Origin of the sequence: Streptomyces sp. NPDC048248 (genome assembly GCF_043201875.1) — a bacterium.
Taxonomy (GTDB): domain Bacteria; phylum Actinomycetota; class Actinomycetes; order Streptomycetales; family Streptomycetaceae; genus Streptomyces.
The window spans coordinates 135,659-149,944 of record NZ_JBICZL010000012.1 but is presented as its reverse complement, the minus strand read 5'-3'; the positions used below and the strand labels follow the sequence as shown (position 1 = coordinate 149,944).

The following is a 14,286-nucleotide window of genomic DNA, read 5'->3' as shown; positions in this document are numbered from 1 at the left end:
CCGTTCGGGAGCGGCGGGGTTACGGTGTTCTCGACATAGCGGGTACCTGGGGCGACACTTGTGCGGCTGCCGGCTCGCAGCAGCGCAGCAGTCCCACAAGGAGGGTGTCCCAGTGTCCCGCCGCAGAATCGGCTTCTGGTACCGCTTGGCCGCGGTCATCTGCAAACCGCCGCTCTTGGTTCTGTTCAAGCGGGACTGGCAGGGAATGGAGCACATTCCGGCCGACGGCGGATTTATCACCGCGGTCAACCACAACTCGTATCTCGACCCGCTCTCCTATGCGCACTATCAGTACAACACCGGGAGGGTCCCGCGATTCCTCGCCAAGGCCGGACTCTTCAAGAGCGGCTTTGTCGGTGTGATGATGCGCGGCACCGGCCAGATCCCGGTCTACCGGGAAACCACCGACGCCGCGACGGCCTTCCGGGCCGCCGTCACCGCGATCGACCGGGGCGAATGCGTCGCCTTCTACCCGGAAGGCACCCTCACCCGCGACCCCGAGATGTGGCCCATGCAGGGCAAGACCGGTGCCGCCCGGGTCGCTTTGCTGACCAAGGCGCCGGTCATCCCCGTCGCCCAGTGGGGCGCCAACGACGCCATGCCGCCGTACGCCAAGGAGAACAAGCTCCGGCTCCTGCCGCGCAAGACGCTGCGGGTGAAGGCGGGACCGCCCGTCGACCTGAGCGAGTTCTACGGCCAGGAGCCCACCGCCGAGGTGCTGCGCGCCGTCACGGAGACGATCATGGCCGCGGTCACCCAGCAGCTGGCCGAGATCCGCGGCGAGCCGGTCCCCGCCGAGGTGTACGACCACCGCAAGGCGATCGCCCGGGAGCGGCGGGCCGCCCGCGCGGCCGCCAAGGCCGCCACCGCGGCGGAGGCCGGGGCAGCGGAAGCCGCCGGGGGAGTGCGGGCCGCGACGCCGGCGAGCGCCGCCGAACCGCCCGCCGGATCGCAGAACCGAAGCACCCAGCAGGCACAGGAGGATGAAGGCAAGTGACGCGCTGCGCCGTCTACGGCACGGGGTCCTGGGGCACCGCATTCGCGATGGTGCTCGCCGACGCGGGATGCGAGGTGACCCTGTGGGCACGCCGCGCGGCCCTCGTCGACGCCGTCAACAACGGCCGCACCAACCCGGACTACCTGCCCGGCGTCGAGCTTCCTGAGTCGGTACGGGCGACCACCGACCCGGCTGAAGCGGCCCGCGGCGCGGAGTTCACCGTGCTCGCCGTGCCGTCCCAGACGCTGCGTGCCAACCTCGCCGAATGGGCGCCCCTGCTGCCCGCCGACACAGTCCTGGTCTCCCTGATGAAGGGCGTCGAACTGGGCACCGCCAAGCGCATGAGCGAGGTCATCGAAGAGGTCGCCAAGGTCCCGCCGGAGCGCGTCGCGGTACTGACCGGGCCCAACCTGTCCAAGGAGATCGCCGCCCGGCAGCCCGCCGCCGCCGTCGTCGCGTGCGTCGACGAAGCGGTCGCCCGCCGTCTGCAGACCGCCTGCCACACCCCGTACTTCCGCCCGTACACCAACACCGACGTGGTCGGCTGCGAACTGGGCGGCGCGGTGAAGAACGTCATCGCGCTGGCCGTGGGCATCGCCAACGGCATGGGCCTGGGCGACAACGCCAAGGCCTCCTTGATCACTCGCGGCCTCGCCGAGACCACCCGACTCGGTCTGGCGATGGGCGCCGACGCGCACACCTTCGCCGGCCTGGCCGGGATGGGTGACCTCGTCGCCACCTGCTCCTCGCCGCTGTCGCGCAACAACACCTTCGGCATGAACCTCGGCCGGGGGATGACGCTGGAGGAGACCATCGCGGTCACCAAGCAGACCGCGGAAGGCGTCAAGTCCTGTGAGTCCGTGCTGGACCTGGCCCGCAGGCACGGCGTCGACATGCCGCTCACCGAGACCGTCGTGGACATCGTCCACGAGGGCAAGCCGCCGATGGTGGCTCTCAAGGACCTGATGTCGCGCACCGCCAAGCCGGAGCGGCACTGAGCCGTCGGTCCGGAATGGACAGGGGAGCGCACGGGAGGGGCAGCCGAGGAGCGGCGTTCCCACCCTCCTGGCCCCCCGGCCGGCGGCACGGCGCCACCAACGGCCGCCGCAGCACTGACTCCGGGCCGGTCAGCAGGTACCCTCGACCCGATATGAGCAGCGAGACCTTCTCCCACAAGCCCCGCGTCGCCGTCGTGTTCGGCGGACGCAGCTCCGAGCACGCCATCTCCGTGGTCACCGCCGGAGCCGTGCTGGCCGCCATCGACCGTGAGAAGTACGACGTGCTGCCCATCGGCATCACGTCCGACGGCCGCTGGGCGCTGACCGCCGACGACCCCGCGCGGATGGCCATCTCGGACCGTCGGCTGCCCAATGTGGCCGAGCTGGCCGAGTCCACCGAGGGCGGCGTCGTGCTCCCGGTCGACCCGACCAACCGCGAGATCGTCTACAGCGAGCCCGGTTCGGTGCCCAAGGCGCTGGGCGAGGTCGACGTGGTCTTCCCCGTGCTGCACGGTCCGTACGGCGAGGACGGCACCCTCCAGGGGCTGCTGGAGCTCTCCGGAGTGCCCTATGTCGGCTCGGGCGTGCTCGCCTCCGCGGTCGGCCAGGACAAGGACTACATGAAGAGGGTGTTCGCCTCCTTCGGGCTGCCGGTCGGCCCGTACGAGGTCGTCCGCCCGCGGGAGTGGGAGCAGGACCCCGCCGCCGCCCGCAAGAAGATCATCGACTTCGCCGGGGAACACGGCTGGCCGCTGTTCGTCAAGCCCGCCCGTGCCGGTTCGTCGATGGGCATCACCAAGGTCGACGACCTCTCCGGCCTGGACGACGCCATCGAGGAGGCACGGCGCCACGATCCCAAGATCCTCGTGGAGTCGCTGCTGCGCGGCCGCGAGATCGAGTGCGGGGTGCTGGAGTTCGAGGACGGCCCGCGGGCCAGCGTGCCGGCCGAGATCCCGCCGGTCACCGCGCACGACTTCTACGACTTCGAGGCGAAGTACATCGACTCCGCCGCCGGTATCGTGCCGGCGCCGCTGAGCGCCGAGGAGACCGCCCGGGTCCAGGAGCTGGCGGTCGCGGCTTTCGAGGCGGCCTCCTGCGAGGGCCTGGTCCGCGCGGACTTCTTCCTCCAGGACAACGGCGAGTTCGTGATCAACGAGATCAACACGCTCCCCGGCTTCACGCCCATCTCGATGTACCCGCGGATGTGGCAGGAGAGCGGTGTGAGCTACCCGGAGCTGATCGACCGGCTCATCCAGGCGGCGCTGCAGCGTTCCACGGGCCTGCGCTGATCGCGGTGCCGGCGCCGTCAGGGCGCCGGCCTACACGCCCTTGGGGATGCTCTTCTTCACGGCGGGCGCGAACGCGGTGAGCACATTCACCTCGGGGGCGTACTTTCCCGGAACGGTCACCTCGACGAAAGCCTTTCGCAACACCGTCGTGAAGCGATATCCGTCGGCCTGCTTCTCGAAGAGCCATTCGACGCCGTCGACTTCCGCGGCGTCGGCGCGAGGGTTGTAATGTTCACTCCCGTACGTCAACACGTCGGGCTTCGGCACACCGCACCGCAATTGCACGGCAGGATCGCCCCAGATGGCAGTGAAGTCGGAGACGGGCTCCGCGGTACCGCGCTCCAGGCCGTTCACAGCCGAGGGCAACTCCTTGTGCAGGGCCTTGCAGTGCCGCGCGGCCTCACCCTCGGGGGAGGGGACGGAGACGTCCGAAGAGGAACAGCCCACCGCCGCGAACAGGACGGTGAGCAGGGGCCAAGCCACATACCGGCGGCGCGAAGAGATCACCCGGCCGAGCATACGGGGGAGCTAGATATGGACGACCGGGCAGGTCAGGGTGCGCGTGATGCCCTCCACTTGCTGGACCTTGGCGACCACCATGCGACCCAGCTCGTCGACCGTGTCGGCCTGCGCGCGCACGATGACGTCGTAGGGACCGGTCACATCCTCGGCCTGGAGCACGCCGTGGATCCGCGCGATCACTTCTGCCACCGCCGAGGCCTTGCCGACCTCGGTCTGGATCAGGATGTACGCCTGTACCACGGGACCTCCAGGGCGGCGGCTACGAGGATCATGTGGGAAGAAGGGACGCCACGGTACCGCGTCACCGAGCGGAGCGGGGAGACCCGCGCGGTGAACACGGCAAGTGCGGCACCGGCGTCAGCGGAGTACGGACCGTCCGTACGCGTGGGAAGGGCAACAGCATGAAGGGCACCGTGGGCGAGTTGGGGGAGTTCGGGCTGATCAGGGAGCTCACCTCCCGGCTCACCACCACTCCGGCCGTACGGATCGGGCCGGGAGACGACGCCGCGGTGGTCACCGCGCCCGACCGAAGGGTCGTGGCCAGCACCGACATCCTCCTGGAGGGCCGGCACTTCCGCCGCGACTGGTCCACCGCCTACGACGTCGGCCGCAAGGCGGCCGCGCAGAACCTCGCCGACATCGCGGCGATGGGTGCGGTGCCCACCGCGATCCTCCTCGGCCTGGTCGTCCCCGCGGAACTTCCCGCGACCTGGGCCTCCGAGCTGATGGACGGGCTGCGCGACGAATGCCAGGTGGCGGGCGCCGCTGTGGTCGGCGGCGACGTCGTACGCGGCGACACCATCACCGTGGCCATCACCGCGCTCGGCGATCTGCGCAACCAGGAGCCGGTCACGCGGGCCGGCGCCCAGCCCGGCGATGTCGTCGCGGTGACCGGCTGGCTCGGCTGGTCCGCCGCCGGGCACGCCGTCCTCTCGCGCGGGTTCCGTTCACCGCGGGCGTTCGTGGAGGCCCACCGCAGGCCGGAACCGCCGTACCACGCGGGCCCCGCGGCCGCCGGACTCGGCGCCACCGCCATGACGGACGTCAGCGACGGACTGGTCGCGGACCTCGGGCACATCGCCGAGGCCAGCAAGGTCCGGATCGACCTGCGCTCCGCCCAGATCGACATCCCCTCGCAGATGTCCGACATCGGCACGGCCTGCGGTGTGGACCCGATGCAGTGGGTGCTCAACGGCGGTGAGGACCACGCGATCGTGGCCACCTTCCCGCCCGATGTGAAGCTGCCCGCCCGGTGGAAGGTCATCGGAGAGGTGCTCAACCCCTCCGCGCTGCCCCAGGTGACGGTGGACGGCGCACCTTGGGCGAAGGCCGGCTGGGACCACTTCGGCGACAACGGGGAAGCCGAGTAGCCCGCCGCCGCGGCGGCGTCCGGCCCTCCGGGCGGCCGTCGGGCGGCGGTATGCCGCCGAGTAGATTCGACGGCATGCAGATACCTCCACGCGTCCTGACCGTCGCCGGTTCCGACTCGGGCGGCGGCGCGGGAATCCAGGCCGACCTCAAGACGATGATGGCGCTGGGCGCCCACGGCATGAGCGCGCTCACCGCCGTCACCGCGCAGAACTCGCTCGGCGTCCAAGGCGCGTGGGAGTTGCCCGCCGAGGCGGTACGGGCGCAGTTCCGCAGCGTCGTCGACGACATCGGCGTCCAGGCGGTGAAGACCGGAATGCTCTCCTCGGCCGTGCTGGTCGAGACCGTGGCGGAACTTCTCGCCGCCTTGCGGGTGCCGGTCGTCGTCGACCCCGTCGGGGTCTCCAAGCACGGCGACGCGCTGCTGGCCGAAAGCGCCCTCGACGCCGTGCGCACCGCACTGCTGCCGACGGCCACGGTCGCCACGCCCAATCTCGACGAGGTCGCCCAGCTGACCGGCGTCCAGGTCGCGCAGGAGGCCGACATGAGGCAGGCGGCCACCGCGATCCTGGAGCTCGGGCCGCGCTGGGCCCTCATCAAGGGCGGACACCTGCCGCCCGGCCCTGGGCAGGAGGACGGCGGCAGCGCCGTGGACCTGCTCACCGACGGAACCGAGGAGCACTGGCTGCGCGCGCCTCGCCACGACAACCGGCACACCCACGGCACCGGCTGCACCCTCGCCGCGGCCATCGCCTCGCAGCTCGCCAAGGGAGAGACCGTCCCGCAGGCGGTCGCAGCCGCCAAGGACTACGTCACCGGCGCCATCGCGGCCGGCTTCCGGCTGGGCGCGGGCATCGGCCCCGTCGACCACGGCTGGCGCACCCGCGACGCGCACTGACGGCCGGGCGCGGAACGGTGCGGGCGCTCCCGGCGTGCGCCCGCACCGGGAAAGGCAAAAGCCGGTCCATCTCTCGATGGACCGGCTTTCCCAAGCAACCGGCTGGGCTGCGCTACGGCTAAGACGTCAGCGCGAGACCTTGCCGGCCTTGATGCACGAGGTGCAGGCGTTCAGCCGCTTCGGCGTGCGCCCGATCACTGCACGCACCGTCTGGATGTTGGGGTTCCAACGACGGTTGGTACGGCGATGCGAGTGCGAGACACTCTTGCCGAAGCCCGGCCCCTTGCCACAGACGTCGCAGTTGGCAGCCACGGGTCACTCCAAAGACTTCAGATGCACTTACGGTGAAATCCCGACGAGCCGAGTGCATTGACCGACCGGCTTCGCCAGGAGAGGAATGGCCCGATTTCCATCGGGCAACCGGAGCAGCATACAACGACCGCTCGCGTACAACGAAACTACCATGAGCGCCCCGGGCCCCGCCCCGGCCTCCCAGGCGGAGCGCGGCTACTGTGCGGTGCATCCCGTGACTCAGGAGGACGAACGTGCCGTACCCGCTCGACGCCACCGCGGTACGCGCCTGGTGCGGGCTGGCCCTGGAGTCCCTCGGCCGGGAACGCGAGCGCATCGACGCGATCAATGTGTACCCGGTCGCCGACGGTGACACCGGCACCAACCTCTATCTCACCCTCGAATCCGCCGCCCGCGCGGTGGAAGCCGCCTTCGACGGGCACGCCTCCACCGGCACCGCGCCCCGTCTCGCCGACGCCATCGGCGCCATGGCACACGGCGCGCTGATCGGCGCCCGAGGCAACTCCGGCACCATCCTCGCCCAGCTGCTGCGCGGCATGACGGAAGTCCTCGCTGCCGCGGACACCACCGGGGGCAAGGGACCTGACACCTCACCCGAGGCGCTGCGCAAGGCCCTGCGCCGGGCCGCGGCCTCGACGTACGAGGCGGTCGCGCACCCGGTCGAAGGCACCGTACTGACCGTCGCGACGGCCGCCGCAGACGCCGCGGAGCGGGCCGACGGCGACGCCGCGGACATCGCACGGGCCGCCCACGAAGGCGCCCGCGCCGCGCTGCGGGCCACCCCGGGGCAGCTCGCGGTCCTGGGCCGGGCCGGCGTCGTGGACGCCGGCGGCTGCGGCCTGGTCGCCGTACTGGGAGCCCTCGCCGATGCCCTGTCGGGAGAGGTGTCCGCCGCGCCCGTCGTCGTACGGGCCGACGCCCCGCTCCCGGAAGCGGCCGGTTGCGAGGTGCCCGACGCAGGGGGCGCCGGCGGCTGCGCGGCTCCTGACGACGGCGGGCCCGCATTCGAGGTGATCTACCTCCTGGAGGCCGACGACAGCGCCGTCGCACGTCTGCGCACCCGGCTCGACGACCTCGGCGACTCGCTCGTGGTGGTCGGCGGCGACGGCCTGTGGAACGTCCATGTGCACGTCGACGACGCGGGCGCCGCCGTCGAAGCCGGCATCGAGGCCGGTCGCCCCTACCGCATCCGCATCACCCACTTCGGCGGCGCCTCCCGGGTCAAGGAGCCCGTGATGGCCGCCCGGGCGGTCGTCGCGGTGGTGCCCGGTGACGGACTGGCCGGCCTCTGCGCGGAGGCCGGCGCCACCACGGTGTCCGTGCGTCCGGGGGAGCCGCCGGCCAGCGGTGAACTCGTCCAGGCCATCCGCCAGGCGCACGCCCGCGAGGTGCTGCTGCTGCCCAACGACGCCGACCTGCGGCACACCGCAGCCGCGGCGGCGGAGGAGGCCCGCACCGAGGGCGTACGCGTCGCGCTGATCCCCACCCGCTCCGCCGTCCAGGGCCTCGCGGCGCTGGCCGTGCACGAGCCGGGCCGCAGCTTCGACGAGGACGCGGTGGCGATGACGTCCGCCGCGGGGGCCACCCGCTACGCCGAGCTGGCCGTCGCCGAGCGGCAGTCCTGGACGATGGCGGGCGTCTGCCAGGCCGGGGACGTCCTCGGCCTGATCGACGGCGATGTCGCGGTCATCGGAGCCGACCTGGCACAGATCGCGATGACGGTGCTCGACCGGATGCTCTCCGCGGGCGGGGAGATGGTGACCCTCGTCCTGGGGGCCGAGGCCCCCGAGGCGCTCGGGGAGCGGCTGGAGCGGCATGTGCGCGAGCGGCATCTCGCCGTGGACACCGTCGTCTACGAGGGCGGGCAGTACGCGGCTCCGCTGCTCATCGGCGTCGAATAGCGCCTGCCCGGCGCCGGAAAGCCCGAACGAGCCGAGCGGGGCGCGGGGAAGCCGAACTTCCTCACTTCTTCGCGCCGGGCGGTGAAAGGTGAAGGACGCCGCCGAACAGCCGAGGCGGCAAGGCGGCGATTGTCGCCCGTTGTCAGTGGTGTGGTGTGCAATGGACGGCGTGGCAGCGCTCGACGAACCCCTGAAGAAAATCCTCGGTGGCACCACCGCGAAGGTGATGGCCGAGCATCTCGACCTGCACACGGTCGGGGACCTGTTGCACCACTACCCCCGGCGCTATGCCGAGCGCGGTGAGCTGACCCGGCTCGCGGACCTGCCGCTGGACGAACACGTCACCGTCGTCGCCCAGGTCGCGGACGCCAGGGTGCTGAAGTTCAACCACGGCAGAGGGCAGCGCCTGGAGGTCACCCTCACCGACGGCAGCGGCCGTTTGCAGCTGGTCTTCTTCGGCAAGGGCATTCACAAGCCGCACAAGGAGTTGACCCCGGGCCGCCGGGCCATGTTCGCCGGCAAGGTCTCGGTCTTCAACCGCAAACTCCAGCTCGCCCACCCGGAATACGAACTCCTCGACCGCGACACCGACTCCGACTCCGACGCCGACGCCGACGCCGGTGCCGTCGATGCCTTCGCCCAGCAGCTCATGCCCATCTACCCGGCCTGCCAGCAGATGGCGTCCTGGAAGCTCGCCAAGGCGGTCGACGCGGTGCTGCCCAGCGCGCAGGACGCCGTCGACCCGCTGCCGGAGGCGCTGCGCGAGGGCCGCACCCTCGTGCCGCTCACCGAGGCGCTGCTGAAGATCCACCGCCCGCGCAGCAAGGCCGACATCGCCGACGCGCGGGCCCGGCTGAAGTGGGACGAGGCCTTCGTCCTCCAGGTCGCTCTCGCCCGGCGCCGCCTGGCGGAGACCCAACTCCCCGCAGTCCCGCGGACGTTGGTCGCGGACGGCATCCTGGACGCCTTCGACGCCAAGCTGCCCTTCACCCTCACCGAAGGCCAGCAGAAGGTCAGCCGGGAGATCTTCGACGACCTGGCGACGGACCATCCCATGCACCGCCTGCTGCAGGGCGAGGTGGGCTCGGGCAAGGCCCAGCCGCTGGACGCCCTGGTGCTGACGCCCCAGGGGTTCCGTCCCATGGGGGAGATGGCGGTCGGCCGCGAGGTGGTGGTGCCGAGCGGCGAGCTCGCCGTGGTGGACGGCGTCTTCCCGCAGGGCGAACGGGACGTGTGGCGTTTGGTGCTGTCCGACGGCAGCTCCGTCGAATGCGACGACGAGCACCTCTGGATCGTCGCGGCCGAGGACGCTCTTGAGCCCGCGCCCCGACACCCGACCCCCGGACACTCGACCACCGGGCACCGACCCAGGACTCGCGTGCTGACGACGCGCGAACTGCGGGCAGATCTCCACGCCGCCGGCGGTCGGCCCACATGGTCGATCCCCCCGGCCGCCCCGGTCGACCTGGACGGCGGTGAGGACCGTCCGCTCGACCCCTATCACCTCGGGTGCGCGCTGGCCGGCGACCGGCAGGCAGCGGCGCCGCACGGCCCCGTGCTGCCGGGCGCGCCCGCGGTCCCGGCCGCCTACCGCAACGCCCCGCTCAAGGACCGGCACGCCCTGCTCCAAGGACTGATGGACACCGCGGGCACCCTCGTGCCGAAGGAGCCCGGCGACGCGCAGGACGAGGAGCCCGTGGCGTTCCGCGCCGCCCCCTGCCGGCTGGCCGACGACCTCGCCTGGCTCGTGCGCTCACTGGGCGGCCACGCACGCCTGCGGCCCTCCGGGGATGGGGATGCCCACGACGTACTCCTGGCGCTGCCGGACACACACCCGCCGTTCCGCGCGGACCCCGGCCGGAGCGCCTCCTGGCCCGCGGACGACCGCCGCTTCCGGCGCACCGTCCAGGCCGTGGAACGCGTCGGACGCCGCCCCGTCCAGTGCATCAGCGTCGCCCACCCCGACCACGCCTACGTCACCGACCACTTCACGGTCACGCACAACACCATGGTCGCGCTGCGCGCCATGCTCGCCGTGGTGGACTCCGGCGGCCAGGCCGCGATGCTCGCGCCCACCGAGGTCCTCGCGCAGCAGCACCACCGCTCGATCACCGAGATGATGGGCGAACTGGCCGAGGGCGGCATGCTCGGCGGCGCCGACCAGGGCACCAAAGCGGTGCTGCTGACCGGCTCGATGGGGGTCGCGGCCCGGCGCCAGGCACTGCTCGACCTGGTCACCGGCGAAGCCGGCATCGTCATCGGCACCCATGCCCTGATCGAGGACAAGGTGCAGTTCCACGACCTCGGCCTGGTCGTCGTCGACGAACAGCACCGCTTCGGCGTCGAGCAGCGCGACGCCCTGCGCAACAAGGGCAAGCAGCCTCCGCACCTGCTGGTGATGACGGCGACGCCCATTCCCCGCACGGTCGCCATGACCGTCTTCGGTGATCTGGAGACCTCCGTCCTGGACCAACTCCCCGCCGGACGTTCACCCATCGCCAGCCATGTGGTGCCCGCCCAGGACAAGCCGCACTTCCTCGCACGGGCCTGGGAGCGCGTCCGCGAGGAGGTCGAGGGCGGCCACCAGGCCTACGTGGTGTGCCCGCGCATCGGTGACGAGGAGGACACCCCCAAGGGCGCCAAGAAGGGGGCCAAGGGAGAAAAGGGGACCGCCGCCCAGCAGGGGACCGCGGAGGACGCCGAGGAGAAGCGGCCGCCGCTCGCGGTCCTGGAGGTCGCCGAGCAGCTCGCCAAGGGCCCCCTCCAGGGCCTGCGGGTGGCGGTGCTGCACGGCCGCATGGCACCGGACGACAAGGACGACGTGATGCGCCGGTTCGCCGCCGGCGAGCTGGACGTACTGGTCGCCACGACCGTCATCGAGGTCGGCGTGAACGTCCCGAACGCCACCGCGATGGTGATCATGGACGCCGACCGCTTCGGCGTCTCCCAGCTGCATCAGCTGCGCGGCCGCGTGGGCCGGGGATCCGCACCAGGACTGTGCCTGCTGGTGACCGAGATGCCCGAGGCCGCCCCGGCCCGCGCCCGGCTCGCCGCCGTGGCCGGCACCCTCGACGGCTTCGAGCTCTCCCGTATCGACCTGGAGCAGCGGCGTGAGGGCGACGTCCTGGGACAGGCGCAGTCCGGTGTGCGGACCTCGCTGCGGATGCTGACCGTGATCGAGGACGAGGAGGTCATCGCGGCCGCCAGGGAGGAGGCCACCACGCTGGTCACCGATGATTCCGAGCTCGCCGGCTATCCGGAGCTGCGGATCGCGCTGTCCGCCCTCCTGGACGACGACCGCGAGCAGTACCTCGACAAGGGCTGACGCGCTCCCGCGCCCGTGCGCGGGTCCGACCGGTCGCCGCCCGCGTGAGATCGATCACCGCTCCCGCGGGCACGGGGCGGCCCGGACGGGCGCCGGGCGGTAGCCGACGCCATATCGTGGGAGGACGGGAGCCCCCGGGCTCCGCACACCGACCCGCACAACGTAAGGACGGGCCCCATGACCCGCGTGATCGCCGGTACGGCCGGCGGCCGCCGCTTGGCCGTACCACCGGGAAACGGCACCCGCCCCACCTCCGACCGGGCACGCGAGGGCCTGTTCTCCACCTGGGAGTCACTCGACGGACCGATGGCCGGCGCCCGGGTCCTCGACCTCTACGGCGGCTCCGGCGCGGTCGGCCTGGAAGCCCTCTCCCGCGGCGCAGCGCACGTCCTGCTCGTCGAGGCCGATGCCGGAGCCGCCCGCACCATCCGGGACAACGTCCGTGCGGTCGGCCTTCCCGGCGTCGAGGTACGGGTCGGCAAGGCCGAGCAGACCGCCGCGACTCCCGCCCCGGGGGACCCGTACGACATCGTGTTCCTGGACCCTCCGTACGCCGTGACGGACGCGGATCTCCGCGAGATCCTGCTCACACTCCGTGGTCAGGGGTGGCTTGCGGAGGAGGCACTCGTCACCGTGGAGCGGAGCACCAGAGGCGGCACCTTCCCCTGGCCGGACGGTTTCGAAGCGATCAAGGCCCGTCGCTACGGCGAGGGGACGCTTTGGTACGGTCGCGCCGCTTCGGCGTCCACCGAGTCGACGTCAAACAGCGTGTCATGACCAGTTCGGAGAGCGAGGAAAACGAGTTGCGCCGCGCCGTCTGTCCGGGGTCGTTCGACCCCATCACCAACGGGCACCTGGACATCATCGCCCGTGCCTCCAAGCTGTACGACGTGGTTCACGTCGCCGTGATGATCAATCAGTCCAAGCAGGGGCTGTTCACCGTCGAGGAGCGGATCGACCTGATCCGCCGGGCCACCGCCGAGTACGGCAACGTCGAGGTCGAGGCCTTCCACGGCCTGCTCGTCGACTTCTGCAAGCAGCGCGACATCCCCGCGATCGTCAAGGGACTGCGCGCCGTCAGCGACTTCGACTACGAACTCCAGATGGCCCAGATGAACAACGGGCTCTCCGGTGTCGAGACGCTCTTCGTCCCCACCAACCCCACCTACAGCTTCCTCTCCTCCAGCCTGGTCAAGGAGGTCGCGGCCTGGGGCGGCGACGTCGCCCACCTGGTCCCGCAGTTCGTCTATGAAGCCCTCACCGAACGCCTGAAGAAGAAGCAGTGACGCGGCGCGGGGCGCGGTGAGCGCCCCGCACGGCTGATGAGACGTCAGCAGGTGTCGGGCCGAGGGCTCGTGGCCGTACAGTCGTCCCGTTCCGTCGTTCCATCCCTTCAGAGAGTGGCGAGTCCAAGGTGGACGTGCAGAAGAAGCTCGACGACATCGTCGAGACCGTCGGCAGCGCCCGGTCCATGCCCATGTCGGCCTCCTGCGTGGTCAACCGCGCGGAGCTGCTCGCCATGCTGGAGGAGGTGCGCGCCGCACTGCCCGGCTCCCTCGCGCAGGCGCAGGAGCTGATCGGTGGCCGCGAGCAGCTGGTCGAGGAGGCACGCGCCGAGGCGGAGCGGATCATCGAGTCCGCACACGCCCACCGCGGCTCCCTGATCTCCGACACCGAGGTCGCCCGGCAGTCCCAGGAAGAGGCGGACCGGATCCTCGCGGAGGCCCGCCGGGAGGCGGAGGAGATCCGCGCCGAGGCCGACGACTACGTCGACAGCAAGCTCGCGAACTTCGAGGTCGTGCTCACCAAGACCATCGGGTCCGTCGACCGCGGCCGCGAAAAGCTGCTCGGCCGCGACCCGGGCTCCTACGAGCCCGGCCACCCCGAGGAGGACGGCACCCGCGCCCCGGAGCGAAGCTCCGACCCCGAGACCCTCAGGCAGCGTGCCGACGCCTACGTGGACGCCAAGTTCGGCGCCTTCCAGGCCGTGCTGACCAAGACGCTGGAAGCCGTCGGGCGCGGTCGCGACAAGCTCCAGGGCGCGCGGGCGATCGACGAGCTGGGTGCCCACATGGCGGCCCAGGGAGACCCGCAGTCCGGGCAGCCGCAGGCCGACGCCGACTATCTGGCCGGTCTGGCGGGCATCGGCGCGGAGCAGGCGCCGGCCCAGACCCCGCCGCAGCCCCAGGCGCCGCCGCACATCCCCGAGCCCCAGCAGCACCAGGACCACCAGCTGCACCCGGAGCACCAGCAGTACCAGGACCACCAGCAGCCCCTCCAACCCCAGCAGGGCTACTACCAGGACCCGGGCTACCAGCAGCAGGACGTCTACGGCTACCAGCAGGCCCAGTACGTCCAGCAGCAGGATCCGTACGGCTACGGCTGGCAGCAGCAGGGCTACGACCCGAATACCGGCTACCTCCAGCAGCAGGTGCCCCAGCAGCCGCAGCACGCCCCGCAGGACCAGAGCGCCCAGCCCGGCGCCCTCGACGAGACCAGCCTCTTCGACACCAGCATGATCAACCTCGATCAGCTCCGGGAGTACGAAGAGGGGCGTCAGTAGAGGTCCGGCGGGCGGCAGGCAGCGGATTGGGTCAAACGGGGCCCGTCAAGTATCCTGGCTGTTCGGTCGCGCGTACGTCCGCGATCTTTGCTGCCCGGGTTCCGATCCGGGAA

The 14,286-nt window shown here is 71.4% G+C and carries 13 protein-coding genes; 10 read left to right on the top strand and 3 right to left on the bottom strand.

Annotated elements, in window-relative coordinates:
- The first annotated feature begins 112 nt into the window (after nucleotides 1–112).
- The 3 genes from ACGFZW_RS26325 to ACGFZW_RS26315 all read left to right on the top strand — a co-directional run bounded on the left by ACGFZW_RS26325 (nucleotide 113) and on the right by ACGFZW_RS26315 (nucleotide 3,284).
- The gene (locus ACGFZW_RS26325; RefSeq protein WP_393895689.1) at nucleotides 113–997 is read left to right on the top strand and encodes a lysophospholipid acyltransferase family protein; all 885 of its coding nucleotides are present in this window, start codon (nucleotides 113–115) and stop codon (nucleotides 995–997) included.
- Nucleotides 994–1,995 carry an NAD(P)H-dependent glycerol-3-phosphate dehydrogenase gene (locus ACGFZW_RS26320; protein WP_393895688.1) on the top strand — a complete coding sequence of 334 codons (1,002 nt, stop codon included), beginning with the start codon at nucleotides 994–996 and terminating at the stop codon, nucleotides 1,993–1,995. The genes ACGFZW_RS26325 and ACGFZW_RS26320 overlap by 4 nt, the downstream gene beginning before the upstream one ends.
- A gap of 152 nt (nucleotides 1,996–2,147) precedes the next feature.
- Nucleotides 2,148–3,284: a D-alanine--D-alanine ligase family protein gene (locus ACGFZW_RS26315; protein ID WP_393895687.1), complete on the top strand. Its 1,137-nt coding sequence runs from the start codon at nucleotides 2,148–2,150 to the stop codon at nucleotides 3,282–3,284.
- A gap of 30 nt (nucleotides 3,285–3,314) precedes the next feature.
- Here ACGFZW_RS26315 and ACGFZW_RS26310 read toward each other — a convergent pair whose 3' ends face one another.
- Nucleotides 3,315–3,803, bottom strand: coding sequence for a DUF3515 family protein (locus tag ACGFZW_RS26310; RefSeq protein ID WP_393895686.1), 489 nt, complete (start codon nucleotides 3,801–3,803; stop codon nucleotides 3,315–3,317).
- A gap of 9 nt (nucleotides 3,804–3,812) precedes the next feature.
- Nucleotides 3,813–4,046 (bottom strand): Lrp/AsnC ligand binding domain-containing protein, encoded by a 234-nt coding sequence (locus ACGFZW_RS26305; RefSeq protein ID WP_393895685.1) that lies wholly within the window; start codon nucleotides 4,044–4,046, stop codon nucleotides 3,813–3,815.
- Nucleotides 4,047–4,207: 161 nt separating this feature from the next.
- Between ACGFZW_RS26305 and ACGFZW_RS26300 the strand changes: the two genes are divergently transcribed.
- Entirely contained in the window at nucleotides 4,208–5,176 is a 969-nt protein-coding gene (locus ACGFZW_RS26300) for a thiamine-phosphate kinase (RefSeq protein WP_393895684.1), read from the top strand.
- 74 nt (nucleotides 5,177–5,250) lie between these two features.
- Entirely contained in the window at nucleotides 5,251–6,072 is an 822-nt protein-coding gene (gene thiD / locus ACGFZW_RS26295) for a bifunctional hydroxymethylpyrimidine kinase/phosphomethylpyrimidine kinase (RefSeq protein ID WP_393895683.1), read from the top strand.
- Nucleotides 6,073–6,198: 126 nt separating this feature from the next.
- Here the strand turns inward: thiD and rpmB are convergent, their stop codons facing one another.
- Entirely contained in the window at nucleotides 6,199–6,384 is a 186-nt protein-coding gene (rpmB, locus tag ACGFZW_RS26290) for a 50S ribosomal protein L28 (RefSeq protein WP_018087178.1), read from the bottom strand.
- A gap of 233 nt (nucleotides 6,385–6,617) precedes the next feature.
- Here rpmB and ACGFZW_RS26285 point away from each other — a divergent pair, with 233 nt between their 5' ends.
- The 5 genes from ACGFZW_RS26285 (at nucleotide 6,618) to ACGFZW_RS26265 (ending at nucleotide 14,173) form a co-directional block, all read left to right on the top strand.
- Entirely contained in the window at nucleotides 6,618–8,285 is a 1,668-nt protein-coding gene (locus tag ACGFZW_RS26285; RefSeq protein ID WP_393895682.1) for a DAK2 domain-containing protein, read from the top strand.
- A gap of 160 nt (nucleotides 8,286–8,445) precedes the next feature.
- Nucleotides 8,446–11,610 carry a helicase-related protein gene (locus ACGFZW_RS26280; protein WP_393895681.1) on the top strand — a complete coding sequence of 1,055 codons (3,165 nt, stop codon included), beginning with the start codon at nucleotides 8,446–8,448 and terminating at the stop codon, nucleotides 11,608–11,610.
- Between the two features lie 177 nt (nucleotides 11,611–11,787).
- The gene (gene rsmD / locus ACGFZW_RS26275) at nucleotides 11,788–12,387 is read left to right on the top strand and encodes a 16S rRNA (guanine(966)-N(2))-methyltransferase RsmD (RefSeq protein ID WP_393895680.1); all 600 of its coding nucleotides are present in this window, start codon (nucleotides 11,788–11,790) and stop codon (nucleotides 12,385–12,387) included.
- 26 nt (nucleotides 12,388–12,413) lie between these two features.
- Nucleotides 12,414–12,896: a pantetheine-phosphate adenylyltransferase gene (gene coaD / locus ACGFZW_RS26270; protein ID WP_393895838.1), complete on the top strand. Its 483-nt coding sequence runs from the start codon at nucleotides 12,414–12,416 to the stop codon at nucleotides 12,894–12,896.
- A 128-nt stretch (nucleotides 12,897–13,024) separates the two neighbouring features.
- Nucleotides 13,025–14,173, top strand: coding sequence for an ATP synthase F0 subunit B (locus ACGFZW_RS26265; protein WP_393895679.1), 1,149 nt, complete (start codon nucleotides 13,025–13,027; stop codon nucleotides 14,171–14,173).
- Nucleotides 14,174–14,286: the final 113 nt, after the last annotated feature.

Coding starts and splice junctions, on each gene's coding strand:
- thiD (WP_393895683.1), top strand. CDS start 5,251: ATGCAGATACCTCCACGCGTCCTGACCGTCGCCGGTTCCGACTCGGGC.
- ACGFZW_RS26300 (WP_393895684.1), top strand. CDS start 4,208: ATGAAGGGCACCGTGGGCGAGTTGGGGGAGTTCGGGCTGATCAGGGAG.
- ACGFZW_RS26315 (WP_393895687.1), top strand. CDS start 2,148: ATGAGCAGCGAGACCTTCTCCCACAAGCCCCGCGTCGCCGTCGTGTTC.
- rsmD (WP_393895680.1), top strand. CDS start 11,788: ATGACCCGCGTGATCGCCGGTACGGCCGGCGGCCGCCGCTTGGCCGTA.
- ACGFZW_RS26280 (WP_393895681.1), top strand. CDS start 8,446: ATGGACGGCGTGGCAGCGCTCGACGAACCCCTGAAGAAAATCCTCGGT.
- ACGFZW_RS26310 (WP_393895686.1), bottom strand. CDS start 3,803: ATGCTCGGCCGGGTGATCTCTTCGCGCCGCCGGTATGTGGCTTGGCCC.